We start from the raw sequence: 21689 nt of genomic DNA, 5'->3' as shown, positions 1-21689 counted from the left end.
CGCCACGGTTGTCGAAAAGGATGAGCTGATGTTGCTTGGCCAGTTCCTCGATCATGAGCGGATCCCACAGGCTCATGCTGGAAAGGAATCCGTTGATCATGAGCAGCGGTTCGCCCTCGCCACGGTTGTAGTAGGCCAGCTTCACATCATTGACCTCCGCGTATTTGATTTCCGGTTTGAAGTCGGCGTGCAGCGGCGAGGGGAGCCCGGCGGCACAGAGTAGCGCGATGGCAGCGAGGAGGAGTGGGCGATTCATACGAAGCGTAGCGTTATTTGGATTGCTTGGTAGGTCGAACACTTTTCCCTACTGCAAAGCAGCCACAGAGCGCAGTCGGCAGTGTTTAGTGTTCGGTTTTCAGCGGGGAGAAACCAGCGGGCACTGCTCAGCTCGGAAGCCTCTCACTAAGGCACAGGGAACACGGAGATCTGGTTTGCTCAGGTTCGTGCCTCTGAGCCGCGACCGGCTTGCGGGTGCCGCGTGCGCGCGCTATCATGGGAGCATGTTTGATTGGTCTGATTGCTCCGCAGTGACCGCCTCGCCTGACATGGTGAGCGGGGCTTTCGTCTTCCGGGAGACACGTGTGCCGGTCAAAGCGCTTTTCGAAAACTTGGAAGATGGCGCCACGGTGGATGACTTCCTGTCGTGGTTCCCGGGCGTTAAGCGCGAACAAGTTGATGCGGTGCTTGAGTTTGCCGCACACAGTCTTGAACCCGCTGTGGCGGGATGAAGATTCTTTTCGACCAAGGCACGCCGGTGCCATTGCGCCGCAGTTTGGCGAAGCACCAAGTGGCAACGGCGGCGGAAATGTCGTGGTCTCAACTGACGAACGGTGAGCTCCTTTCCGCGGCAAGCGACGCAGGTTTTGAAGTGCTGGTCACTACGGATCAGAATCTTCGTTACCAGCAGAACTTGAAGGATCGAAAGATTTCCGTCGTTGTCCTCATGACGGCGTCATGGCCGCGGATCTCAAAACAAGCGGACAAAGTTGCCGCAGCCATTGAAGGCGTCGGAAGCGGTGATTACATCGAGGTTGATCTGTAACCACAGCCAAGGCTCTCACCAAGACACGGGGAACACGGAGATTTTCCCGACGTCCTTGGTGCGCTCTGCGTCTCCGTGAGAGAATCTTCCGGCACAAGTTAATAGAGGCTCAATCTCTGGCGACGAAGGGCTAGACGCTGATCTGGACAAGCTTCTTGCGCCAGTCGCTTTAAGGGTTACCTTTTTGCCATGAGTTCCGTCGTGGAAATCGAAAAAGCCATCGAAAGCTTGCCGACCGCAGAGATGCTGGAGGTTGCGGAGTGGCTCGACGCGCGGCGCGCCATGATCGCTGCTTCCGAGAGCGTTTTCCAGATGCTCGACGAGGAAGAAGGCGAGGACGCGGGCAAGCATTGGCTCGGGTAGCCCGACGTTGAGAAATTTGGCTGGTTGACCTTGGTCTGGTCGCCAAAGTGAGACCTTGTTTGATCGTGGGTTCGGACTTCCGTGACGACGAACGTGCTCTGGTCACTTACGTGCCGCGAACCACATGATTGCGGGGAGGGCGCTTCGAAGTGCCACACCAAGCGGCGCGCTTCCAGCCAGGCGCTTTCGACGCGCAAAATATCAACACCGTGCCGGCGGCGAAACTAATGAGGCTTTTGGCACAAGTGGACACCGCGACTCTCGAGCAGGTGGAAGCTGCTTTGGTTCGTTGGCTGGAGTTGGATCACCGCTGATCCTTTGCGGGCAGGCCGCATCGGCGAGCAGCGCGCGGGCTAGAACAACCCGTTCAACCAATTGTGGGCGTCCGGGGCGCAGCTGTTCGGCAGGGAGAAGTGATCGTCTTTCGGGTATGACTTGGTTTCGACGTTTCCACCGAGTTTGGTGACTTCGGTGGCCAAGGCCTGTTGCCAAGGCAGCGGGTTCAAGGTTCCGTTATCCACGCAGAGCAGCATCGGTGCGCAGGGTTTGCGCGTGCCCCCGGAAGCGGCGGCGACAGCTTTTTTCCATGCGTCGAGATTGGCCGGTTTGGCCTGCGTCACCGCGCCTTTGAGCAGGTGGAGGCGGTCAATGGTGTCGCCGAGGTGGTGCACCGGTTGGATGTTCCATGATGTTTCGATGATCTCGACGCCCAATGGAGTGAAGAAATCGGAGAGCTTCAAGGTGTCCGGGTTGGCGCTCTGGAGACCGGCGAGCATCATGGCGACGTGCACTTCCGGCGCCTTCGACGGATCGAGGCTCAAGGCGGTGGGACCCGAGGGGAAACCGAAGATGATCGCGGTGGTGACCGGCGACATCGGCACGGTGCCGACCAATTTCAAGTCGCCGTAGTCCGCCGCCTCCAGCTCGGCGACCGCGGCGGCCGCCCCGCCGCCCTGCGACCATCCGGCGCAGCCGAATTTGTTTCCCATGCCGAGATCGAGTGCGCGCGCGGCATGAATGAGGTTGACGGCATCACGCGCCTGGGTGCGGTTGACTTCGTATTGATGCTGCCCCGGGGAGCCTTGGCCTTGGTAATCCGTGGCGCAGACGACATAGCCGTCATCGATGAAGCCCTGCAGTCCGGGCACGCCGTAGTCGATCTGCTGCGTGGACGGCGCGTCATAATAAGCGATAAGGTTGCGTGCCGGGTTGGGTTGGGCCGATGGGCAGGCGGCATCGCCGATGCCGGTGGTGCCGTGGCACCAAGTGAGCACTTTGCGATCCTTGCCTTTTTCTTCCGGGGCGATGACCAAACCGGTGACTTCGTGCAGGACGTCATTCACATCCTTCGAGACGTAGCGGACTTTCCATGCGCGTGCGCCCTTGATGTCCGTGCCGATTTCCTCGTGCGAAAGCAGGTCGCCCGGTTTTTTGCCGGTGACCGGCGGTGCGAGACGCGCTTTCGTCGAGGACGGAGTGGGCGGTTGATTGTAGTCGATGGCTGGTTCCGCCTGCGCGAACGCGATCGTGGCGAGGGTGCAGGCGATGGTGAGGAATGTGCGGTTCTGGGTCATAAAGATGTTTTGGATTAAGTTAGCGGGAGTGTGCGCGCCTGCCGAAACGATCGCAAAGCGAATTACGCCCTTTGCCGTCTTCCTCGTTGAAACGGCGGTTTTTCCGACGAAACAGCGTTCTTCGCGTCGAGACGCAGATGTATCTCGGCCGCACGGCGCACCGCGAAATGCAGTCCCGATTACTTGCGCCGCTTACGCCAGCGTGCGAACGCCGCGCCACCGAGGAGCAGCGCCGCAGCGGCCCATGTGCCGGGTTCGGGGACGGGTGATGGTCCAGTTTTTGCAGTGAAGACGATATCGAGATTGTTGCCTTGCGTCTCGAGCGCGAATAGACCGCCGTCGGTATTGTTTTTGAATCCGGTAGCGTTGTTGTTGGCCGAGACAAAGAGATTGAAATAATTCGTGCTGAAGTTGGTGATGCCGCCAGCGGCGGTCGCGATGGTCCAGCGGTAGTTCTGCGTGTTGTTGAAGCCCGTCGCATTGCCGTTGACGTCGGGGTAGAGCGATGCCAGCGACCACATGTTGATGTTGAATTTTTCGCCCGCGGAGAGTGCTGTCAGATCGAGAGCGCCCGAGATGTTGAGCAAATCCCAACCGTTGGTGTTCCCCGCGGTTCCTGAGGCGTTGAAAATTTGCCAGTCGTAATTGCCGTTTGCAGTCCAGAGGAGATTGCCGTTGATGTTGAGCGTTCCGGGAGAATTGCCCGGTGCGAGCGTGCCGCCGCTTTCAATCGTGAGGCTTCCCACCGTGCCCGAGCCTCCAAGGAAACCTCCGCTTTGCACCGTCGTGGCGCTGCCGGAGATCGAGCCGTTGACGATCAATCCGCCAGTCACCGTGGTTGTTCCGGTGTAAGTGTTGCTCGCCGTGAGCGTGACGGTTCCCGCACCCGACTTGATCATCGAGCCGCTGCCGCTGATCGCATTGCTGTAGGTGCCGTTGGCGCTTTGGTTGAATTCGACTTGCCCCTCGTTGGCGATCGCTCCTTGGAGGCTGGCCGTGGTTCCGACGAGACGTCCGGCCGCTACAGTCGTGCCGCCGGAATACGTGTTGTTACCCGCGAGTGTGAGCGTGCCCGCTGCGGTCTTAACGAGCGAACCGTTTCCGCTCATTGCACCCGCGTAGGTTCCGCCATTCGTCTGCGCAAACTCGACCGACGAGTTGTTGGTGATCGCGCCTTGCAGACTCGCTGTCGTGCCGACGATGCGCCCGGCCGAAACCAGCGTGCCGCCTGAATGCGTGTTCGCTCCCGAAAGCGTCACCGTGCCTGCGCCCGTCTTCACCATCAAACCCGTGCCGCTCATATTGCCGGCATAATTGCCGTTCGTTGCTTGATCGAAGGCGACGATTGCGTCGTTCGTTATCCCGCCCTGCAAGCTCGTTGTCGTGCCGACGAGCGAACCGGCCGAAACCAGCGTGCCACCTGAATGCGTGTTCGCTCCCGAGAGCGTCGCCGTGCCCGCACCCGTCTTCACCATCAAGCCCGTGCCGCTCATGTTGCCGGCATAATTGCCGTTCGTTGCTTGATCGAAGGCGACACTTGCATTGTTGGTTATCCCGCCCTGCAGGCTCGCGGTCGTGCCGACGATGCGACCGGCAGAGACCAATGTGCCACCCGAGTAGGTGTTGGCGCCGGAAAGCGTGAGTGTGCCGGAACCCGACTGCACGAGCGCGCCCGTTCCTGTGACCGCGCGGGAGAGCGCGACATCGTCGCTGCGGGAGAAGTCGAGCGTTCCGGCGTTGCTGATGCTTCCAGCGCCGCCAAGGGTGCCTTGCGTTCCTCCTGCACCGACTTGGAGCGTGCCGGCCGAAATCGTCGTGGCACCGCTGTAGGTGTTGTTGCCAGTGAGCACTGTCGTGCCGCTCCCGCCTTGGGCAAGAGATCCGGTGCCGGAAATTGCATTGCTCACGGTGATGCTGTTCGAGCGGTTGATTGCCAGCGCTGCATTATTCGTGACCGCACCTGCACCGAGTGATCCGGTGGATCCTCCATTGCCGATGCGGAGCGTGCCCGATGTAATCGTTGTCGTGCCGGAGTAGGAGTTGTTCGCCGCAAGCGTTAGCGCGCCGGGACCTGAAAAAGTAAGGCCACCACTGCCTGAGATAACGCCGTTCTCCACCGCACCGAGACGCGCGTTCAGGTCGAGTCCCGAGAGATTCAGCGAACTGGAACCGGTGCTGGTGAAGGTGTGAAGGGTGTAGCCTGCTGCAGTGCCGGTGCCAGAGCTAATGGACCCACCGGTCCCTGCCGCCGATCCCTTGTAGCGGACTATGACAACTCCGGAGCCGCCTGCTCCGCCATTGCCATCGTCGCCAACCCCGCCTCCGCCACCGCCGAGGCCGTTGGTCCCGGCTCCTCCGGTGCCTGTGCGGGAAGCGTTTCCACCGCCACCCAAGCCACCCGTTCCCTGGGTGTCCCCGTTGTCCGCGAATGCCCCGCCACCGCCGCCACCAGCGTAATAGACGCTTGCACCCGTGATGGTTGAGACCTTGCCAATTCCTCCGTTGCCCCCGTTCTCCAGAGTGTCACCCGCAGTGCCGGCACCACCCGCGCCGCCCCCGCCGCCGCCTGCCTCCTGTTGGAGAGTAGTTCCGGGTTGCGCGTTCCCTCCGGAGAATCCCTGGCCTGCAGTGCCTGCGCCGCCGAGAGTGCCATTGCGGCCCCCGCCACCGCCGCCGGATCCTCCGGAGTTGCCAGTCAGACCATAGCCACCCCCGCCACCGCCGCCGAGTGCCGTGTAGATGTCGAAGGTCGAGTTTCCGCCGTTTCCGCCCCGGGTGACACCGCTGCCCGTCCCGGCACCGCCCGCACCGACAGACACTCCATAGGATTGCGAGGAAAGGAAGGTGGAGCCATCAACGAAACCGCCTGCACCACCGCCTCCCGTGCCTTCGTATCCGTCGGCAGCAGGAGTGGCATATGCTCCGGCACCTCCTCCGCCGATGACGAGGTAATCCACCCCGAAGCCGAGTCCGATGGTGAGACCACCGTCGGTGGAGCGTGACGCATTGTAGACCTGGCTGCCGGAAGCGCCGTCGAGGGTGACGGAGGTTTGTGCTTGGGCCGTGATGCCGGAGGCGAAGCAGAGCGCGGCGGCGAAGAGGATGACGTATTTTGTCATAACGATATTCGATGAAGTGGGCGGAAGGTGCGTGCGTGACTGCACAACCGCAAATCGAAATCCGGCGTTTTGCAGTTTACCTCGTCGAAACGGCGATCTTTACGTCGAAACAGAGACTTCACTCGGCCGCGAGGGGCAAGTTTCTCCGCCACACGGCGGCATCGGCCAATCAATCTTCCGAGCCGAGAAAACGTTTCGCGGCGGCGCGGCCGAGTGCGAGTTCCTGCGGCGAGTTGCGGAACTTGAGTGTGAGGCCTGATCCGTAGGGCGTCCACGAATGGACAAGATCGCGGCGCACGAGCGTGGAGCGGTCGAGTTGCGTGAAGGGATGCCCTTCGGTGAGTTTCATCCACTCGCTGAAACGGCGATGGTCGGGATAGCGGCGGCTGCCGCAGTAGACGATGGTGTGGTCGCGGTCGGCCACCACGGCCGCGACGGACTCGAGGGCGATTTGGATGCGTTCACCCCCGCCGCGATAAACTTGCACGCCGGTCGAGGTCTGTTGATACAAGGGGCCGAGCTTGGCCAGCGCGCGCAGCAAACGCTCCTCAGTGACGGGTTTCACGATGTAGTCCACAGCGTTCGCGTCGAAGGCCTGCGGACCATAAGCGGTGTGAACAGTGGTGAGTATAACACGCGTGTCGGCGGGCAGGCACGGCAGCAGGTCGAAGCCGCTGTGGCGTCCGAGTTCGATGTCGAGGAAGACGACATCGGGCGGGCCTTCCTCCAATACGGTTCGCGCGGCGGCGATGGAATGGGCTTGGGCGACGGAATCCCATCCGGGCATGCGCACGAGCAACTCGCGAAGGTTGAGCGCGTCCTCGGGGCTGTCGTCGATGATGAAGGCTCGCATGGGATGGGGAAGATAATCACAAGGCCGGAGGCGCAGTCCGGTGCGCGTCGGCGGAAATTTCTTCCGCGCTGTCCGGGATTTCAACGACGAAGCGCATTCCGCCGGAGGAGTTCTTTTCCGCGCTGAGCGTGCCGCCGAGGAGGCTGGTGTTGAGTTTGACCACGGCCAGCCCGAGTCCAACGCCGGTGGCCATCGGGCGCGCGTGGCCGCCACCGGCCTGCTCGAACTCCGCAAACACCGAGTCGAAGCGGTCCGCGGCGATGCCCGGCCCGCGATCCTCGACGATCATGCGGAGGCCGCGGGCGGTTTTCTCCAAGGTGATCGAGACGGGCGCCCCGGTTCCGGACCCGAACTTGAGGGCGTTTTCGGCGAGGTTAAGAGCGATTTGGGTGAGGCGCATTTCGTCGGTGCGCAGGCGGGTCTCGTCGTCGGCCGAGATGTTCCATTCGATGCGACCGCGGTGGTAATCGGCGATGGGTTCGAGGATGTTGCGGATCTCGCCGGCCCAGTCGGCGAGGTAAAAATCGGTGACACGCACGGGGACGCGCCCCGACTCGGCGGCGGAAACGTTGAGAACATTGCGCAAGAGCAGGCTCAAGTATTGGCCGCCGGAGCGCACGCGGTTGAGGAAACTGGAGAACTCGACATCGAGATCCTTCGCTTCGCAGCGCAGCCACATGGCTTGCGAGAGGCTGACCAGCGCGCTGAGAGGCGTGCGGATTTCGTGGCTCACGTTGGCGAGAAAGAGGTTCTTGGCATCGCGTTCCTCTTCGGCCCGCGAACGCAGGGCCTCGGTTTCGGCGAGTTGGACTTCCATACGCTGCAGACTGCGTTGGCGGGCCATGGCCACGAGAAAAAAGGCGGCGATGACCGCCGGAATCGTGAACTGCTGGAGGACTTGGAAGGGGACGGACACCGGGAGGACTTTGGTGATCTTCAGCGTGATCAGGGTGGAGCAAATGGCGAAGGCGAGCCATGTGAGGAAAAATCCTATTTCCTCGCGCTTGCGGTGATGGCGGAACCGCAGGATGACAACCAGCGTGGCGAGCAGAAGGCTCAGGGCTATCAGCCCGTTGAGCGCCGGTATCGCCCGGCCGTAATCGACGACAAGCAACAGGGCCGCGCCGAGCAGCAGCAGCACCTCCGCCGCACGTTGGAGGAATCGTTCGTGGCGGGCCATGGTGCGCGTGTCGAGATACGATCCGTTGAATCGGACAAAGGTCCATACCGCGAGGGCGGCGCTCATTCCGAAGCCCGTGCGTTCGATCCAAAAGGGCCGCCCGGGCCATAGCTCCCCCACGTAGCCGTGGAAAATCGCGTAGTAGCACGCGTAGAGTGCGGAGAAAGCCGCGAGGTAGAAAAACAGGCGTTGCCCCTGACTGAAACCGATCATGGCGATGAACGCGGCCGCCGCCGCGCAAAACCCGATGAGCAAGACGTCCAAGAACGAGTCCTTCGACGCGAGCTGTTGCACGGCCGAAGGGGATCCAACCATGAACGGCATCTGCAGCGCGGTATTCGAGGTCACTCGCGCGAAGACGGTGCGCGTTTGCCCGGCGGGGATGTGCACCTCGATCGCCGGGTTGCGCGTGAGGCGCACTTTTTCGGCGCCGCCGCCGGGGAGGGACTTTTCCACCCGTCCGTTCGCTACGACATACCACGTCACATGGGAGATGAGGGGGAAGCGCAACTCGAAGACGAGGCTCTCGTCGCGCGGACTTTGCGATCGGATCTCGCAACGCATCCAGACAGCGCCCCGGGTGAAGCCGAAGGATGGCGGATGCTCCGCGGAGGGTTTAAATTCGCCGCTCCATGGCGCCGACGCGACCTGCGCGACATCAAGTTCCGCCGTGGGATCGACGAGAAATTCCGCGTGCGGCGTGACATCCAAGACCGGAGTTGGTTGCTCCCCGATGACCAAAGCCGGCACCGACGCCTCCGCCGACAAGGCAAGGGCCGTCATCAATGTAAAAATGGCGACGGGCTTGCTCATGGTCTGGCCTCTTTGACGCGGGCCGAGGTCTGATGGTGCCTCCGACACTGATAAGATTCGGCGCCGCTGGCAAGTTGCGGCTAAGCAGTTTCAGGAATGCTGCCGCGCGGAGGTCCTTCTCGACGCGGCGGGGAGTTGAAGCTCGGCGCGCTGTTGCTGCGCCTACAACTCGACGCTCACCTGCACGCCGAGGGGCACGTCGTATCAATCCCGATCCTCGGCGAGCAATTGACGAAACATCTCGTAAACCACATCGCGGGTGTTGGCGTATTCCAGCCGTATTTCCCGCGCCGAGACCTGACGGTGAAGGATGCGGATGCCGCCGATGCGCAGACGGCTGAAACCCTCGAGGTCACCTTGCAGCCCTTTGATGTCGCCCTTTCCTTTGGCCAACGCGCGGAGGGCGGCGCGAACTCTCTTTTTGGTCTGGGGCGGAAGAGCGGTCAGCCAAGCCGCGACCTGATCAGAGGCCGAAATTTTCATCGGTCAGGTCAAGCGTGCGGTATTTCGTCTTGCCCGCTCGCGCGGCCTGAACCGCTTTCATGGCTGCCGGGTCGGCCAGAACGTCCAAGGTCTCCATCAATGCTTCGAAGTCCTCGATAGGCAGACCGACGACAACAGGACGATTGCGGTTGGAAATGACAAAACGCCGACCGGAACGGCAAAGCTTGGTCAGGTTGGCCTGAGCCTCGCGCATGTTGTAGGTAGAAGTCATTAATTACGTCTATACAACGGGAAAGATGCGCGTGCAAGGAGACGCGATCCACCTTGAGCTTCGCCTACAGTTCGACGCTCACCTGCACGCCGAGGACAAGGGCGTTGCCGGATTCACCGAAGCCGCCCGGGCGGATGATGTATTGAATGTCGGGCTGCACGGCCAATTCCTTGGTGATTTTGAAGATGTAGCCCGCGTTGAGCACGGACTCGAAGGCGCCGGAGGATGATTGCCGGACGCTTTGCGCGTAGGGCTCGCTGAAGTTGCCGATTTGCCCGACGACGTAAAGATGGTCCGTGGGCCGCCCGGGCAACGGGCCTTGCCAAGCGCTGCCGGCGAATCCGCTCCACGGCATTTCGGTCACGCCGGTCGGCGGTGACCACGTGGCACCGCTGAACACGCAGAGGTGCGGCGCTTGAATTTGTCCGGGCGTTTGTTCCCAAAGTGTTTGTTGGCCGAGCAGGTAAAATCCGAACGGATTTTCGCCCCAACCGCCGGGATAATTCGCCGTGGACGTAGTGGAAAAATAGGCGCCCAGTTTGTAGATGCCGGGCAAGCCGCTCCGGTCGCCGGTGAGTTCGGTGCGGTTGCGGGTGAAACGGCGGTCTTCCTGCACGGCGGTGAATTGTTTGGAGTTGGGAGTCCAACCGACTTCCGCTACGGCAAACCCGCCATCGCCCTGACCGAAACCGAGATCCAAACCGTGGTAGGGGCCTGATTCGTCCAAGTCGGCACGCGCTTGGAACCATCCGGCCATGATGTAGGTCTCCTCGGCGGGCAACCATCGCGCACCCGCGGCCCACGAAGCAGAAGCGCTTCCGGTGAAAGGCGAGTTGAGTTTGAGCGCGATCGGCACGGAGTTGAGTCCGCCGGTCACGAGCAGGTTGAGCGCCGGCAGTCCGCCGAAAAATTCGGCGGACGAAATGCGCCCGGCCAACACTTGCAGCCGGTCATCGAAAGCCTTTTGAACAAGGTAGGCCTCGTAGAGGAAGACTGTGTTGTCGGTCCATGCCTGCGAGACTTCGAAGGTGTTGCCGATCGTGGCGGAAAGATCGCGTCCCGCGCCGGAGACAGCAGACACGCGCAATCCGCCTCCGCGCCAACCGAGCGGCTCTTTCCATTCAAATCCGAACGGCAGCATCTGCGAGTAGGCGAAGGATTGCGACAGTCCGCCGACCGGATTGCCTTGGAACACGCCGTAGTAATCGACAAAGAACTCCATGCCGATCGGTTTGGCCACATTCTTTGCGAGGGAGGAGATACGCGCCAAAATATTCGCTGAGTCGTCGGGTTCCTCCGCGCGGACGCCGTGCTGCAACAGCACAATAAAGACGCTCGCGACAGCGATGAATCTCCGGGGGAGTAAATGCACGCGCGTTGCCTGGAGAGCGAGAAAGAGTCTTCCGCTCATTTTATTCACGGTAAAGATCCGCGGCGTCGAATCCCTCCAGCAGCCGATAGAAAGCCTGCCTGAACGATGGGCCAGACGGCCACGTGGCAACCCAATCGGCCCCGTGCTTAAGCTCTCCGCGCGTCGGATCTATGGCCACCAAGTCTTCGATGTGCCGGCGCCCCTCAAGCGGGTCCAGAGCTGCTGACATTTTCAACGCAATCAGGTCCAGCCGGTCCATGAAGCGGACAGTAAGACATGGGCCGAAATCGGCGCTGTGTTTTGCGGAGCGCTCGATTGCTCCGGGCGGAAGACCGCGAGCGAGTATTGGCGATGCTGCCATGTTGAACCAACCGGGGTTGAGTGAAAGCGAAAGCCCGGCTGCGGTGATGGCGGCGTCCATCTCCGGAGAGAAATCCTCGCTGGCAACGATTCTACCTTCGGCGTCGATCATACCCACCGCGTCCACGTCGAGGGTGCGGCGCGATAGCGCGCCGACCACGCACAGGGCTGATGCGCCGCAACACAACACCGTGACGGGATCAGCGTCGCGGAGCGCCATCTGTCGCCCCGGCTCGGTGAGCGCGCGCTCCACATCCGCTTTTTTGGTAAAACCGTTCATACACGGCTCTGTGCGGCAGCCGACAGAATTTCCCGCGGAGCGAAAGTGCCGCCGGAGGCAACGTGGCGCTCTTGCTTTAGCCGCACGGTGCGACCGGTGATTTCCGGATAGGTAGCCGGGTCGAACCACGAATTTGCCGAAACGGTATGGAAGGTCTTGCGGAATCCGTCCCAGAAAGCCACGGAAGCCGAGCGGCCGTCTCCGAGATACCAAGCACCGTCGATCAGTGCGGCGAGGGGGATGACGCCATCCCGGCCGGGTTTGTGCCAGCGCAGCAGGATATTCTGACGCGCGGCCAGTGATTTTGCCGCGGTTCGTGCCTTTCCTCCCTTGCGGCCGTTGCGTGCGGGCACGGTTGATGTCCTCATAATGCGTGTTTATACGAAGGTGCTTCGTATATCAAGCCTGTCGCGCAGGCGTTTCAGGACCTGAATCGCATTTGCTTCGCCGCGGGGGAGGTCGTGATGCTCGGGCGGGCAAAACTACTTTTTCGTCGAAAAAATTGCCGTTTCGTCGTGCGGCCGAATGAGGGATTTTACAATCGCAACGGGTTCTGAGAGTGTCTGCCGCCCATGAAATCGCTCCCCCTCACTTCCATGTTTCTCGCCCTGTTTGCCGGCGGGGCCATCGCTGCCGCTCCGGTCGAGGTGACCACGGCACCGGCGCCTGAGGCCAACACCGCCGAGTTGGCCCAGAAATTGCAGAACCCGGTTGCGGACCTGATCAGCATGCAGTTTCAGAATAACTTCAATTTCGGCGTTGGGGAGCACCAGGGAACGCTTACTTACTCAATATCCAGCCGGTCATCCCTCTTCACATCACGCCCGAATGGAACTACATCGTGCGGCCGGTCCTGCCGTTCATCTCTACGAGCAATGTGTTCGGTCCGGGCTATGTCAGCGGACTGGGGGATCTCGAGCTCGAGACGTTTCTTTCGCCGGTGAAGCCAGGGCCTTTCGGAATTATCTGGGGCCTCGGGCCCACGTCCATCCTGCCCACGGCCACACAAAAGAAACTCGGCGGCGATGTCATGACGCTCGGTCCGTCCGCGGTTGCCTTGGTGCAGAAGAACGGATGGACGATCGGATCGCTCGTCACCCAAAACTGGCGCGTCGCCGGCCCCGGCGATTACAACGCGAGCTATTTCCAACCCTTCGTGACGCACACCTTCAAGACGGCGACGAGCATCAGCATCGACAGCGAATCAACCTACGACTGGCTCGATGAGCAGTGGACCATCTCGTTCAACAACACGTATTCCCAGGTGATCAAGATCGGCAAAATCCCGGTGCAGATCGGGTTGGCCCTGCAATACTACGCCCAGTCGCCCGTGCCCGGTCAGCAGTGGGGGCTGCGCATAAATTTCACGCCGATGCTTCCGGAGTAGTCCACCGCGTTTTTTTTTGATAATCTCACACTCAACAAACATCACTCATGAATACATCTAAAGTCGTCCCCGCACTTTTCGCCTTCGCGGCGATGCTCGTTGCCAACCAACCCGCGCTCGCCTGCACTGGCGGCGCGCTCATTGCCAAAGATGGCGGCGTGGCGGTCGGGCGCACGCTCGAATTCGGCGAACCGCTCGATTCCGTTCTCGCCGTCTGGCCTGCAGGAGCGGAGTTTGTCGGAACGACGCCGACCGGGAACAACGGGCTCAAGTGGAAATCGAAATACGGCTTCATGGGACCGACCGCCGGCACGCATCACGACATGCTCATCGACGGGATCAACGACCAGGGTCTCAACGTCGGGCTCTTTTACTTCCCCGGCTATGCGCAATACGCCGAGCCCACGCCGGAGAACGCAGCGAAAGGCCTCGCCCCCGCGCAAATCACCGCATGGGTGCTCTCGAACTGCGCAACCGTGGAGGACGTGAAAGCCAAAATCGGCGAAATCGCGCTCCTGCCCGTGGTGCTCGACCTCATCGGCATCGTGCCCGACATGCACATGAAAGTGCAGGACCCCTCGGGCAAATGCATCGTTGTCGAACCGCGCGGCGGCAAGCTGCTCGTGCACGACAATCCGGTGCGCGTGCTGACCAACGCGCCGGAATTTCCGTGGATGCTGACCAATCTCAACACCTACCTCGACATGTCCGCGGCCTATCCGGCCAACAAGAAGATCGGCGACCTCACGCTTTCGCCCTTCGGCATGGGCGGCGGATCGTTCGGTTTGCCGGGAGATTTCAGCCCGCCGTCGCGCTTCGTGCGCATGACGTTCTACCTGCAGAACGCCCTGCCTCAGAAGACCACCGGCGAGGCCGTGGGCACCATGTTCCATTTCCTCAACAACTTCGACATCCCGCCCGGCGCCGCCATGCCTCCAGCCGGCACATCGGAGAAATTTCCCGACTACACTTCGTGGACCACGGTGTCCGACCTGAAGGCCAAGAAATATCACTGGAAAACCTACGGCAACCCGAACGTGCGTGTCATAGACCTCGCCGAGGCGCTCAAAGCCGCCGGCGACAAAAAGGCCACCGTCGAGATGGGCCCGCAGGACCACGACAGCTTTACGCCGTCCGAGGTGGTCACGGTTAAATAGCGCCGAGTCTCTGGTCGGGCCGGCTCGGTCGCTAATTCGAGCCGCAGGCTTCGAGCGTGGTCATCGGCGCTCTGCCATGGGCGTTGACGCCCCTCGAAAGGCACAAAATACAGCTATCAAGCCGTCCAATTGCCCGCGATGATGATGGCGCTGAGCACGAGCACCGAAAGTGCGGGCACGGACTTCTTGAACGGGTCGCCGACTTTGAGATGCATCGCCACCGCGCCTGCCATGAGGAGAGCGACAACGATTGCGGCCGGAAGGACGAGCGCGGGGCAGATCAGGCCGGCGAGCAGTGCGAGAGCGGAGGCGACCTTCAACACTCCCACCAGGTAGCAGGACCACGCCGGGAGGCCATAAGCGGCGAATTCCTCGGGCATGGTGGCCGCAGATCCTCCGCGGTAAGCCGTGGCTTTGTTGAAGCGCAAAAGCCAGACGTTGAGCAGGCCGCAGCCGACGATGATTTGGCAGATTTGGACGAAGGTTTTCATGGATTCGGGGACTGTATGGTTGTCAATGAACCTAAGCGGATTCTAGCTTTGGCGTCAGGAGAATTTTTCCGGTGCCGACCACAATCGATTTTCTTGCTGCCGTTTCCGCCGCCGCGTTCCTGTTCTACGGAGCGGCCTGCGTTTTCTCACGGGCGATGGTAGCGGAGTTCGAGCGCTACCGATTGGGACGTTGGCGTTTGCTGGTCGGCTGGCTCGAAATCGCCGGTGCCTGCGGCCTCATCGCGGGCTGGTGGTGGCAACCCCTGCAAGTCGCGGCGGCAAGCGGATTGTTCGCCCTCATGCTCTGCGGGCTCTGGGCCCGCTGGCGCATCCGCGATCCGTGGTATGCTTTGCTGCCCGCCTTGGTGCTGGCGTTAACGAACTTGGCGATCGTGCTGTCGGCCCTTGCTTAGCCGGCACTTCGCACCGCTTCCGCCGCACCTACTTCGCCGTGTCGATATCGAGGATCTGGCCCTTGGTGGTGACGTCCATGTTCAGCACCAGATCCCTGTGGCGCACACGCAGGCGGTAAAACCGCTTGCCGTCGTTCTCGCCGCGCGCCGCCGAGATAATTTTCGAATCCGGGAAAAAATCCGCCACGCCGGCTGAAACGTTCGCCGGGAGTTCATCGACCGCGATGTCGTCCGAAAGGGAGGTCTCCCGATCAATCAGCCGCACCAGTCCCGGATACCCGCGGTTCATGTCGATCTCGCGGATGCGCCCACCGCGCAGCACCTCGATGTGAAGCAACTCGTCTTGGTGAAGGACTTTGAGGTCGTAATAAAGGCGGCCGTCATCCTCGTCGGCACGCGCGGATTCGATAGTCGAGCCGGGAAGGTAATCCGCCACCGCCGCGGTGACTTTCTGCGGAAGTTCATCGACAGACACCGGATAGTCGTCGTCCGCCGGAGAGGTTATTGCGGTGGAGATGAGGGCCGCGAGGATCGGGAGGAACTTCTTCATGCGCTTTTCACTAATCCCTTTGCCGCTTGTCTGACAAGCCCCGTTCCACTGGAAGTCGTCTCCGGCGCGAGCTTTGATTGTTGGCAAGCGCCCCGCGCTTGGAAAAACTGGGCCGCGATGGAAACACCCGAAGCGGCCATGGTTCCCGTGTCTCCGCGGCATGAAGTGCTGCTTGCTCCGGAGTATGCCCAGCTTATCCGCTACGCGCCCGAGCACGATTTTGTGATGCGCACCATCGCGCGACGCGAGGCCAACGGCCTGCAACTGATGTCCGCCGAAATGGTCATAGCCGGGAAGGATACGCGGAAGCAATTTCCCTTGGCCGAAAAATATCCCATGCATTTCCGCAAGACGTATTTCCCCGGGCGTCTGCACGGCGATCCGTCTGTCGAATTCGAAAACCAGAGGCGGGCCTCGGAGATTCTCGATGCGCCGCCGCCGATCGGATGGACCAAGGACACCTTCCGCTCATGCTTTGTTCCCGGAAAGCCCTATTCGCGTCTCACCCCTTTCGGCGCGGATCCCGTGGAAGGCAACGTGCAGGTCGCCGAGGAACTGGACTTGGCCACGGCGATCGGACTGTGGTGGCTCTGCCGGCGAGCCTTCGATGAACTCGTCCGTCTTCACGAGGGCGGTCTCGTGCACGGTGACATGGAGCTGCACAACATCGCCGTCGCGCCTTCGCCGGCCGAAGCGGTCCTCATCGACTTCGAACTCTCCAAATCCAAAAAAGACATTTCCGCGGCGGACTGGGATAAGCTGGTCAAAGCCGATTTCGCCGAGTTGCTCAAAGAGGCCGTCTATCTGCAATGCACGCTCGGACGTCAGCCCGGGCCGCTGGCCGATATGGCGATGGAGAGGATCGGGGAGCTTTTCTCCTCGCCGGGCCGCTTCGAGCGCAAAATCCGCCGTCAAGCGGCTGTGTGAAACGAAAAGCGTTGGCCGTGCAGGATCGAAAAGGCTCCACAAACGACATTCGCCTCGCGGCGAGCGAAGAACGATCAAAAATGCCTTCTGGAAAACTCGCGGCCCGAGCCCGACTTCAAATAACGCTCGAAAGCGGCAGCTTTTTCTTTGCTGCGGAAAGCGACGGCTGTTTCCACGCGCCAAGGGCTGAATTTCGACGTGTGACTCGCTTTGCCTGAGTTGTGCGCGGCAAGTCGCGCGTTCAAGTCCGATGTGGTTCCGACATAGTGGCGATCGGGGGCCGATTCGCTGACGAGGATGTAGGTGTAATGGAACATCGCGTGAGATCAGCTCCATGATGTGATGAACAAAACCTGCTGGCTTGCCAAGCCGTAGCCTCGACGGGTTGTGGGTTCGAAAGCGGGTCCGCCTACGCGCCTGTGGCGACTCCGGCGTGGCAGCCTTCGCTCTGGCTGCGCGGCGAGGGAAGGCTGGAGGCGAGGGGAGTCGAACCCCTGTCCTCATGGCGTTGGACGCCGCCCGCTACATGCTTAGCTGCCGGTGAGTTGTCGGACTCGGGCTGCTCGGCAGCGCGCTACCTTCGTCCTATCGTCCGCGGGAAGATCCCCGGTAGCGGCGGTCGATCCCGACACCGGGTTGCCTGCTGTCGTCGGCTTCCCGCCTAGCAGGCGTCAACTGGAAGCCGTCGCGGGCGATTAAGCCGCGAGAGCGAGATCTTCGGTCTCTGCTGTTATTTTTTTGATCCGATTATTTACGAGGCCAACGGATCATCCTCGGCATGCGGACGTCGTTTCGCACCATGAGTCGAAACCAGATACGCCCCCTACGGCGGGAAAAGTAGGACCGGGCGGCCGCGTTGTCAAACGATCGTTTACTGCAGGAACCTGATGGTGAACGGATATTGGTAGTCTTGGCCGTTGCTGGTTTTGACCGCGGCCATGATCATGTAAACAATCCAGAGAATGACGACAACGGGCAGGACAAGGAAGCCGATGCAAAGCCAGCAGAGGGCGAAGGCGACCGCGCCGTAAATGGTGTAGCTGATTTGGAAGTTGAGCACTTCTTTGCCAATGCGGTCGAGGTAGGGGCTTTCGGGACGCTTGATGAGCCAGATCACGAGCGGCGCGAGGATTTGCCCGAGCGAGGGCACGAGAAACCCGGCGAAGCCGCTCAAATGCAGCGCGATGGCCCAGCTTTGATCTTCGCGCGTGGGAACCGGCGGCGGTGTGGAGGATGCAGGCGCCGTCAGCGGGGCTTCCGATGGCTGGTTGGATGGCGACGGAACCGGAGGAGGCGTGTTTTCCATGGGTGTTGGATGAACTTTGCGCGTCAGAGTGTCAATAGGAATGGGGGGAGATAAGGCCGAGATTTGAATTCGAGGCCCGAGCGGGACGGCCGCGGGCTTTTGCCGGTCAGGCCTCGTTGAGCAACCCGGTGCCGGCTATACTGGCACAAGGTCGGCTACCAATGGCCGGGACTTCTTGAAGCGGCTTACGCCGAGAACACTGAAGCCAATCACTTTGCCCTGCTCGTCCACGCGTTCCATCACGGCATCATTCCCGGTTGCTATTTCATATCCGGCAGCATCGGAAAAGCGGACTTCGAGGAAATCCGCCTCAGCATCGAACCAAACTCTTACTTTGTCGGCCATAGATCCAACCCGGCTTTGGGTTTGTCCGTCAGATAAGCCGTGACGACAAACGCATCATGCTCGGCACACTTAACCACAACACAGAGCCATTTGCCACCAACGATTGTTTGGGCGTGGAAGTTGTAAAACAACTGCACGGATTCATCCGAGCGTGAACGCCGAACCAATTGCGGCTCGAGCAAGGCCCGCTCGATATCCGCGGCCATGCTTCGCATTTCGCGATGTTCCAGAATGTGAGCCAACCGTTCATCGGTGAGTCGGATCGAATTGCCGAAGCGGTCCTTGAGAAGTTTCACTCCGCGAGAGTTTTATGCCTCGTTCAACAACCCGGTGCCGGCGCAGAGGCGGGCGTAGAGTCCGCCCAGGGCCAGGAGTTCGTCGTGTTTGCCGCGTTCGACAATGCGGCCGCGGTCGAGGACGAGGATTTGGTCGGCGTGGCGCACGGTCGAGAGCCGGTGCGCTATGACAAAGCTGGTGCGCTTCTGCAACAAGCGGTCGAGGGCTTCCTGGATCAGCCGCTCGGTGGTGTTGTCCACGCTTGCCGTGGCTTCGTCGAGGATGAGGACCGGCGGGTCCTTCAACAACGCGCGTGCGATGGAAATGCGCTGTTTTTCGCCGACGCTGAGGCGCACGCCGCGCTCGCCCACCTCGGTTTCGAGCTTCTTCGGCAGGCGTTCGACGAATCCGGCGGCGTTGGCCGCGCGCAAGGCGGTCCAAAGTTCCTCGTCGGTCGCATCGGGTTTCCCGAAGCGCAGGTTGTCGGCCACGGTGCCGTTGAAAAGAAAGCTTTCCTGCGAGACAAGGCCGACCGCGCGCCGCAGGTCTTTTTTGGCGAACGAGCGGATGTCTTGGCCGTCGAGGGTGATGGTTCCTCCGCCCCATTCGTAGAGCCGCATGAGCAATCCGACGAGCGAGGATTTGCCCGCTCCGGTGGGACCGACCAGTGCCACGGTTTCGCCCGGTTTTGCCTCGAGGCAGATGTCGCGAAGAACGCCCGGGCCGTCGCCGTAGGAGAAGTCCACGTTGTCGAAGCGGATTTCTCCCCGCAATGTCGCGGGAAGCGGGGCGCGGCCGGCGTCCGGTTCCGGCGCGGCATCGAGAATGTCGAAAACGCGGCGACCCGCGGCACGCCCGGCTTGCATGATCTGGTTGAGTTGGTGCAAGCGCCCGACGGGTTCGTAAAGGAACCGGACCAGGACGAGAAACGCAACGAGCACGCCGAGGTCCAATTTTCCGTGAAGTGCAGCCCAGCCTCCGTAGCCGAGGACGACGAGGCTGCCGATCGACGAAAGAAAGCTCATGCCCGGGCTGTAAAACGCCCATGCTTGCATGACGACCAGCGTCGCCTCGCGCAGTTTGCCGCTCGATTCGTTGAAACGGCGGTGCTCGCTGGATTCCCGCGCGTAGCCTTTGATCTGCCGGATACCGTCGAGATTGTCGTGCAGGAGGGCGTTGAGGTCGGATGCGGCCCGTCGCTGCGCGCTGTAGCGTTTGCCCGCGGTGAGCGTGTATGCAAGCGCGCCGGCGAAGAGGAACGGCACGGGCGTGAGGGCGCAGAGGGCGAGCGTCGGACTCCACCAAAACATGAGGGCGAGCACGACCGCGATTTGCAGGATGGCGACCGCGCCCTGCTCGATGCCGTCGATGAGGACGCGTTCGACATTGTTCACGTCCTCGACGACGCGGGTCATGATGTCGCCGGTGGCGCGGTGGTCGAACCACGCGAGCGGAAGCGATTGCAGCCTGGCGTAAAGGTCGCTGCGGAGGTCGAAGAGGACTTTTTGCTCGAAGGTGTTGTTGAGCAGGATGCGCAACGTGTTGAGGCCGTCCTGCGCAAGGAAGCCGAACGCGGCCAGAGCGATCATCGGCCACAGCTCCGCGGTTTTCCCGCCGCGCAAAACGTCGTCCACAATGCGCTGGGTGACGACCGGAAAGACGATCACCATCACCGACGAGCCGAGCGCGCAAGCGAGTGTTGTCGCGGCGAGCAGCGGGTATCGCCGCAGGTAAGCGAAGACGCGGGCGAGGATGCGTGGCTTTTCGTTCATACTGTGGTGGCGGCCCTGGAGCGCCGCTTATTATGCATCCCTGCGGCGGTAGTAGGCGAGGCGGATGCTTTGGCTTTTGGGATAAAAGGCCAGCATGTCTTCGATCGTGGAAAACATGAAAGGCGCCGCCAGCGACGGGCCGTTTTTGGTGAAGACCATGTTGTCCGCGATGTAGGTGGCAGAGTGGATGGCCGAACCGTCCGGCAACTTGAGCAGCACGACATCCCCGAAGCGCGGAGCGCCGTTGACCGGCTGGTAATTGTCGCGCAGCAATTTCTCGATATAAGCCGGGTCGTTCAGCGAGGCGTCCGGCTCGCCGCGGGCGAAAAAGTTGAAAGTCGTCCAATGGCAGTCGGGGCCGATGTCTTTGCCCGGCAGCGGATCGGGGAACCGGTAAAGGCGCGCGCGCGCAAACATGGGCAACATGTTCGACAATCCGAGCGGGCCGCCGCCGGCTTGGCCGAGTCCGCGAAGCAGGGGTTCCACTTTGTCGCGCCGTCCGCCCGTGCCGTAATAGGCCACGAGGTTGTCCGTGGCGCCCCCGGCAGGGACTTGGATCGTGAGGATGGCGGATGACTTGCGGGTGAGTTGTCTGAGCAGCTCCAGCTTGACCACGGGAGAGGTGATTTTGTCGGCCACGATGTTGTAGTCCGAAAAGAACAGCCCGGATCCCCGCCGCCACATGAGGCTTTCGACCCCGGCAACAACCTCCGGCGGAAGTTTGGCGCCCTCCAACCACTTTTCCAGGTGCATGTCGGTGGTCCGGAAGGGTTCGACTTGGGGAAAATTCTCCGGAATGTCCGCCAGTTTGTCATAAAGTGCCGAGCGGACATCCATGGAGAGCGAGCGCACGAGGTCTTCCGGCGGTGTTGCGGCGAGCAAGTCGCTGCGGTCCGGCACCCGCTGCAGGAGCGGAAGAATGCGTCCGGCTTGCTCCGTGGTCAGGCCCGATGCACGGAGGAGGGCGGCAACCTCATCCGGGTTGCGGGCGCGGAAATACCAGCGCCCGTCGCCGAGGCGGAAATTGAGCGATGGCAGACTTGCCGGCGCTTCGATGAGGATGGGCTGAACGGTGATCTTGCCCCAGGGACCGGGTTGCAGTTCGTAGGTGGTGCCGACGGAGCCCTCGGGTTTGGCGAAAAGCTTCCGCGTTCCCCAAGCCGCGGTGGTTGACAGCACCGCCAGGGCGCAGGCACCCAAGATGATATTGATTGTCGTGCGCCGCGAGAGCCGCAGATGGAAAAACGAGCGGCCGGATGGTGATCCGAATGAAACGTGCGGTCGGGCCGGGCGGCTGTCCATAATACAACATCGACAGTGGCCTGCCGGAGAGAGGTGGCAGATTGGTCGCTGAGAAAAATCAATCAGAAACAAGCCATCACACAAGGACTTTG

At 61.3% G+C, this 21689-nt stretch carries 24 protein-coding genes, 1 other RNA gene and 1 pseudogene; 7 read left to right on the top strand and 19 right to left on the bottom strand.

What is annotated here, in order from left to right; all coding sequences use genetic code 11:
• Positions 1 to 256 (bottom strand): hypothetical protein (locus tag FGM15_06550; GenBank protein ID MBU3665522.1); only part of this gene is annotated, 256 nt, incomplete at its 3' end.
• 244 nt (positions 257 to 500) lie between these two features.
• Here FGM15_06550 and FGM15_06545 point away from each other — a divergent pair.
• From FGM15_06545 to FGM15_06535, 3 genes and pseudogenes are all read left to right on the top strand, one after another.
• The gene (locus tag FGM15_06545) at positions 501 to 728 is read left to right on the top strand and encodes a DUF433 domain-containing protein (GenBank protein ID MBU3665521.1); all 228 of its coding nucleotides are present in this window, start codon (positions 501 to 503) and stop codon (positions 726 to 728) included.
• Positions 725 to 1042, top strand: coding sequence for a hypothetical protein (locus tag FGM15_06540; GenBank protein MBU3665520.1), 318 nt, complete (start codon positions 725 to 727; stop codon positions 1040 to 1042). Before FGM15_06545 ends, FGM15_06540 begins: the two co-directional genes overlap by 4 nt.
• Before the next feature lie 350 nt (positions 1043 to 1392).
• Positions 1393 to 1719 (top strand): annotated as a pseudogene (locus tag FGM15_06535) (type II toxin-antitoxin system PemK/MazF family toxin).
• A 39-nt stretch (positions 1720 to 1758) separates the two neighbouring features.
• On the opposite strand, the gene FGM15_06530 reads toward FGM15_06535, so the two are convergent.
• The 9 genes from FGM15_06530 to FGM15_06490 all read right to left on the bottom strand — a co-directional run bounded on the left by FGM15_06530 (position 1759) and on the right by FGM15_06490 (position 12039).
• On the bottom strand, positions 1759 to 2979 hold the full coding sequence (locus FGM15_06530) for a hypothetical protein (GenBank protein ID MBU3665519.1): 1221 nt from the start codon (positions 2977 to 2979) through the stop codon (positions 1759 to 1761).
• Between the two features lie 179 nt (positions 2980 to 3158).
• Complete coding sequence (locus tag FGM15_06525) at positions 3159 to 6098, bottom strand: hypothetical protein (GenBank protein MBU3665518.1); 2940 nt, start codon at positions 6096 to 6098, stop codon at positions 3159 to 3161.
• Between the two features lie 169 nt (positions 6099 to 6267).
• The gene (locus FGM15_06520; protein MBU3665517.1) at positions 6268 to 6951 is read right to left on the bottom strand and encodes a response regulator transcription factor; all 684 of its coding nucleotides are present in this window, start codon (positions 6949 to 6951) and stop codon (positions 6268 to 6270) included.
• A gap of 16 nt (positions 6952 to 6967) precedes the next feature.
• On the bottom strand, positions 6968 to 8944 hold the full coding sequence (locus tag FGM15_06515) for a hypothetical protein (GenBank protein ID MBU3665516.1): 1977 nt from the start codon (positions 8942 to 8944) through the stop codon (positions 6968 to 6970).
• 204 nt (positions 8945 to 9148) lie between these two features.
• On the bottom strand, positions 9149 to 9427 hold the full coding sequence (locus FGM15_06510) for a hypothetical protein (protein ID MBU3665515.1): 279 nt from the start codon (positions 9425 to 9427) through the stop codon (positions 9149 to 9151).
• Entirely contained in the window at positions 9408 to 9659 is a 252-nt protein-coding gene (locus FGM15_06505; GenBank protein MBU3665514.1) for a type II toxin-antitoxin system Phd/YefM family antitoxin, read from the bottom strand. The genes FGM15_06510 and FGM15_06505 overlap by 20 nt, the downstream gene beginning before the upstream one ends.
• Positions 9660 to 9723: 64 nt before the next feature.
• A complete protein-coding gene (locus FGM15_06500) occupies positions 9724 to 11070 on the bottom strand; it encodes a carbohydrate porin (GenBank protein MBU3665513.1) in 1347 nt (448 codons plus the stop codon).
• A gap of 1 nt (position 11071) precedes the next feature.
• Complete coding sequence (locus FGM15_06495) at positions 11072 to 11671, bottom strand: hypothetical protein (protein ID MBU3665512.1); 600 nt, start codon at positions 11669 to 11671, stop codon at positions 11072 to 11074.
• The gene (locus FGM15_06490; protein ID MBU3665511.1) at positions 11668 to 12039 is read right to left on the bottom strand and encodes a hypothetical protein; all 372 of its coding nucleotides are present in this window, start codon (positions 12037 to 12039) and stop codon (positions 11668 to 11670) included. Before FGM15_06490 ends, FGM15_06495 begins: the two co-directional genes overlap by 4 nt.
• Positions 12040 to 12512: 473 nt before the next feature.
• On the opposite strand from FGM15_06490, the gene FGM15_06485 reads away from it, so the two are divergent.
• Together FGM15_06485 and FGM15_06480 are read left to right on the top strand one after the other, a co-directional pair.
• Positions 12513 to 13058 carry a transporter gene (locus tag FGM15_06485; protein MBU3665510.1) on the top strand — a complete coding sequence of 182 codons (546 nt, stop codon included), beginning with the start codon at positions 12513 to 12515 and terminating at the stop codon, positions 13056 to 13058.
• Between the two features lie 47 nt (positions 13059 to 13105).
• Positions 13106 to 14215: a choloylglycine hydrolase family protein gene (locus FGM15_06480; GenBank protein MBU3665509.1), complete on the top strand. Its 1110-nt coding sequence runs from the start codon at positions 13106 to 13108 to the stop codon at positions 14213 to 14215.
• Between the two features lie 116 nt (positions 14216 to 14331).
• On the opposite strand, the gene FGM15_06475 is transcribed toward FGM15_06480, so the two are convergent.
• Positions 14332 to 14706: a DoxX family protein gene (locus tag FGM15_06475; protein MBU3665508.1), complete on the bottom strand. Its 375-nt coding sequence runs from the start codon at positions 14704 to 14706 to the stop codon at positions 14332 to 14334.
• A gap of 62 nt (positions 14707 to 14768) precedes the next feature.
• Between FGM15_06475 and FGM15_06470 the strand changes: the two genes are divergently transcribed.
• Complete coding sequence (locus tag FGM15_06470) at positions 14769 to 15119, top strand: hypothetical protein (GenBank protein ID MBU3665507.1); 351 nt, start codon at positions 14769 to 14771, stop codon at positions 15117 to 15119.
• Between the two features lie 28 nt (positions 15120 to 15147).
• On the opposite strand, the gene FGM15_06465 is transcribed toward FGM15_06470, so the two are convergent.
• A complete protein-coding gene (locus FGM15_06465; protein ID MBU3665506.1) occupies positions 15148 to 15669 on the bottom strand; it encodes a hypothetical protein in 522 nt (173 codons plus the stop codon).
• Between the two features lie 117 nt (positions 15670 to 15786).
• On the opposite strand from FGM15_06465, the gene FGM15_06460 reads away from it, so the two are divergent.
• Complete coding sequence (locus tag FGM15_06460) at positions 15787 to 16596, top strand: hypothetical protein (protein ID MBU3665505.1); 810 nt, start codon at positions 15787 to 15789, stop codon at positions 16594 to 16596.
• 74 nt (positions 16597 to 16670) lie between these two features.
• Here FGM15_06460 and FGM15_06455 read toward each other — a convergent pair whose 3' ends face one another.
• From FGM15_06455 to FGM15_06425, 7 genes are all read right to left on the bottom strand, one after another.
• A complete protein-coding gene (locus tag FGM15_06455; GenBank protein ID MBU3665504.1) occupies positions 16671 to 16913 on the bottom strand; it encodes a GIY-YIG nuclease family protein in 243 nt (80 codons plus the stop codon).
• Positions 16914 to 17064: 151 nt separating this feature from the next.
• Positions 17065 to 17420: a transfer-messenger RNA gene (gene ssrA, locus FGM15_06450) on the bottom strand.
• Between the two features lie 47 nt (positions 17421 to 17467).
• A complete protein-coding gene (locus FGM15_06445) occupies positions 17468 to 17902 on the bottom strand; it encodes a DUF4870 domain-containing protein (protein ID MBU3665503.1) in 435 nt (144 codons plus the stop codon).
• A 135-nt stretch (positions 17903 to 18037) separates the two neighbouring features.
• The gene (locus FGM15_06440; GenBank protein ID MBU3665502.1) at positions 18038 to 18247 is read right to left on the bottom strand and encodes a DUF2283 domain-containing protein; all 210 of its coding nucleotides are present in this window, start codon (positions 18245 to 18247) and stop codon (positions 18038 to 18040) included.
• Positions 18232 to 18462, bottom strand: coding sequence for a DUF4258 domain-containing protein (locus FGM15_06435; GenBank protein ID MBU3665501.1), 231 nt, complete (start codon positions 18460 to 18462; stop codon positions 18232 to 18234). The genes FGM15_06440 and FGM15_06435 overlap by 16 nt, the downstream gene beginning before the upstream one ends.
• 93 nt (positions 18463 to 18555) lie before the next feature.
• The gene (locus FGM15_06430) at positions 18556 to 20295 is read right to left on the bottom strand and encodes an ABC transporter ATP-binding protein (GenBank protein ID MBU3665500.1); all 1740 of its coding nucleotides are present in this window, start codon (positions 20293 to 20295) and stop codon (positions 18556 to 18558) included.
• Positions 20296 to 20325: 30 nt separating this feature from the next.
• Positions 20326 to 21597 (bottom strand): hypothetical protein, encoded by a 1272-nt coding sequence (locus tag FGM15_06425; protein ID MBU3665499.1) that lies wholly within the window; start codon positions 21595 to 21597, stop codon positions 20326 to 20328.
• Positions 21598 to 21689 lie beyond the last annotated feature (92 nt).

Source organism: Chthoniobacterales bacterium (genome assembly GCA_018883245.1).
Classification (GTDB): Bacteria; Verrucomicrobiota; Verrucomicrobiia; order Chthoniobacterales; family JACTMZ01; genus JACTMZ01.
The sequence above is the reverse complement of the archived record's forward strand: the minus strand, read 5'-3'. Positions and strand labels throughout refer to the sequence as shown.

Coding starts and splice junctions, on each gene's coding strand:
- FGM15_06545 (MBU3665521.1), top strand. CDS start 501: ATGTTTGATTGGTCTGATTGCTCCGCAGTGACCGCCTCGCCTGACATG.
- FGM15_06540 (MBU3665520.1), top strand. CDS start 725: ATGAAGATTCTTTTCGACCAAGGCACGCCGGTGCCATTGCGCCGCAGT.
- FGM15_06530 (MBU3665519.1), bottom strand. CDS start 2,979: ATGACCCAGAACCGCACATTCCTCACCATCGCCTGCACCCTCGCCACG.
- FGM15_06525 (MBU3665518.1), bottom strand. CDS start 6,098: ATGACAAAATACGTCATCCTCTTCGCCGCCGCGCTCTGCTTCGCCTCC.
- FGM15_06520 (MBU3665517.1), bottom strand. CDS start 6,951: ATGCGAGCCTTCATCATCGACGACAGCCCCGAGGACGCGCTCAACCTT.
- FGM15_06515 (MBU3665516.1), bottom strand. CDS start 8,944: ATGAGCAAGCCCGTCGCCATTTTTACATTGATGACGGCCCTTGCCTTG.
- FGM15_06510 (MBU3665515.1), bottom strand. CDS start 9,427: ATGAAAATTTCGGCCTCTGATCAGGTCGCGGCTTGGCTGACCGCTCTT.
- FGM15_06505 (MBU3665514.1), bottom strand. CDS start 9,659: ATGACTTCTACCTACAACATGCGCGAGGCTCAGGCCAACCTGACCAAG.
- FGM15_06500 (MBU3665513.1), bottom strand. CDS start 11,070: ATGAGCGGAAGACTCTTTCTCGCTCTCCAGGCAACGCGCGTGCATTTA.
- FGM15_06495 (MBU3665512.1), bottom strand. CDS start 11,671: ATGAACGGTTTTACCAAAAAAGCGGATGTGGAGCGCGCGCTCACCGAG.
- FGM15_06490 (MBU3665511.1), bottom strand. CDS start 12,039: ATGAGGACATCAACCGTGCCCGCACGCAACGGCCGCAAGGGAGGAAAG.
- FGM15_06480 (MBU3665509.1), top strand. CDS start 13,106: ATGAATACATCTAAAGTCGTCCCCGCACTTTTCGCCTTCGCGGCGATG.
- FGM15_06475 (MBU3665508.1), bottom strand. CDS start 14,706: ATGAAAACCTTCGTCCAAATCTGCCAAATCATCGTCGGCTGCGGCCTG.
- FGM15_06465 (MBU3665506.1), bottom strand. CDS start 15,669: ATGAAGAAGTTCCTCCCGATCCTCGCGGCCCTCATCTCCACCGCAATA.
- FGM15_06460 (MBU3665505.1), top strand. CDS start 15,787: ATGGAAACACCCGAAGCGGCCATGGTTCCCGTGTCTCCGCGGCATGAA.
- FGM15_06455 (MBU3665504.1), bottom strand. CDS start 16,913: ATGTTCCATTACACCTACATCCTCGTCAGCGAATCGGCCCCCGATCGC.
- FGM15_06445 (MBU3665503.1), bottom strand. CDS start 17,902: ATGGAAAACACGCCTCCTCCGGTTCCGTCGCCATCCAACCAGCCATCG.
- FGM15_06440 (MBU3665502.1), bottom strand. CDS start 18,247: ATGGCCGACAAAGTAAGAGTTTGGTTCGATGCTGAGGCGGATTTCCTC.
- FGM15_06435 (MBU3665501.1), bottom strand. CDS start 18,462: ATGCGAAGCATGGCCGCGGATATCGAGCGGGCCTTGCTCGAGCCGCAA.
- FGM15_06430 (MBU3665500.1), bottom strand. CDS start 20,295: ATGAACGAAAAGCCACGCATCCTCGCCCGCGTCTTCGCTTACCTGCGG.
- FGM15_06425 (MBU3665499.1), bottom strand. CDS start 21,597: ATGGACAGCCGCCCGGCCCGACCGCACGTTTCATTCGGATCACCATCC.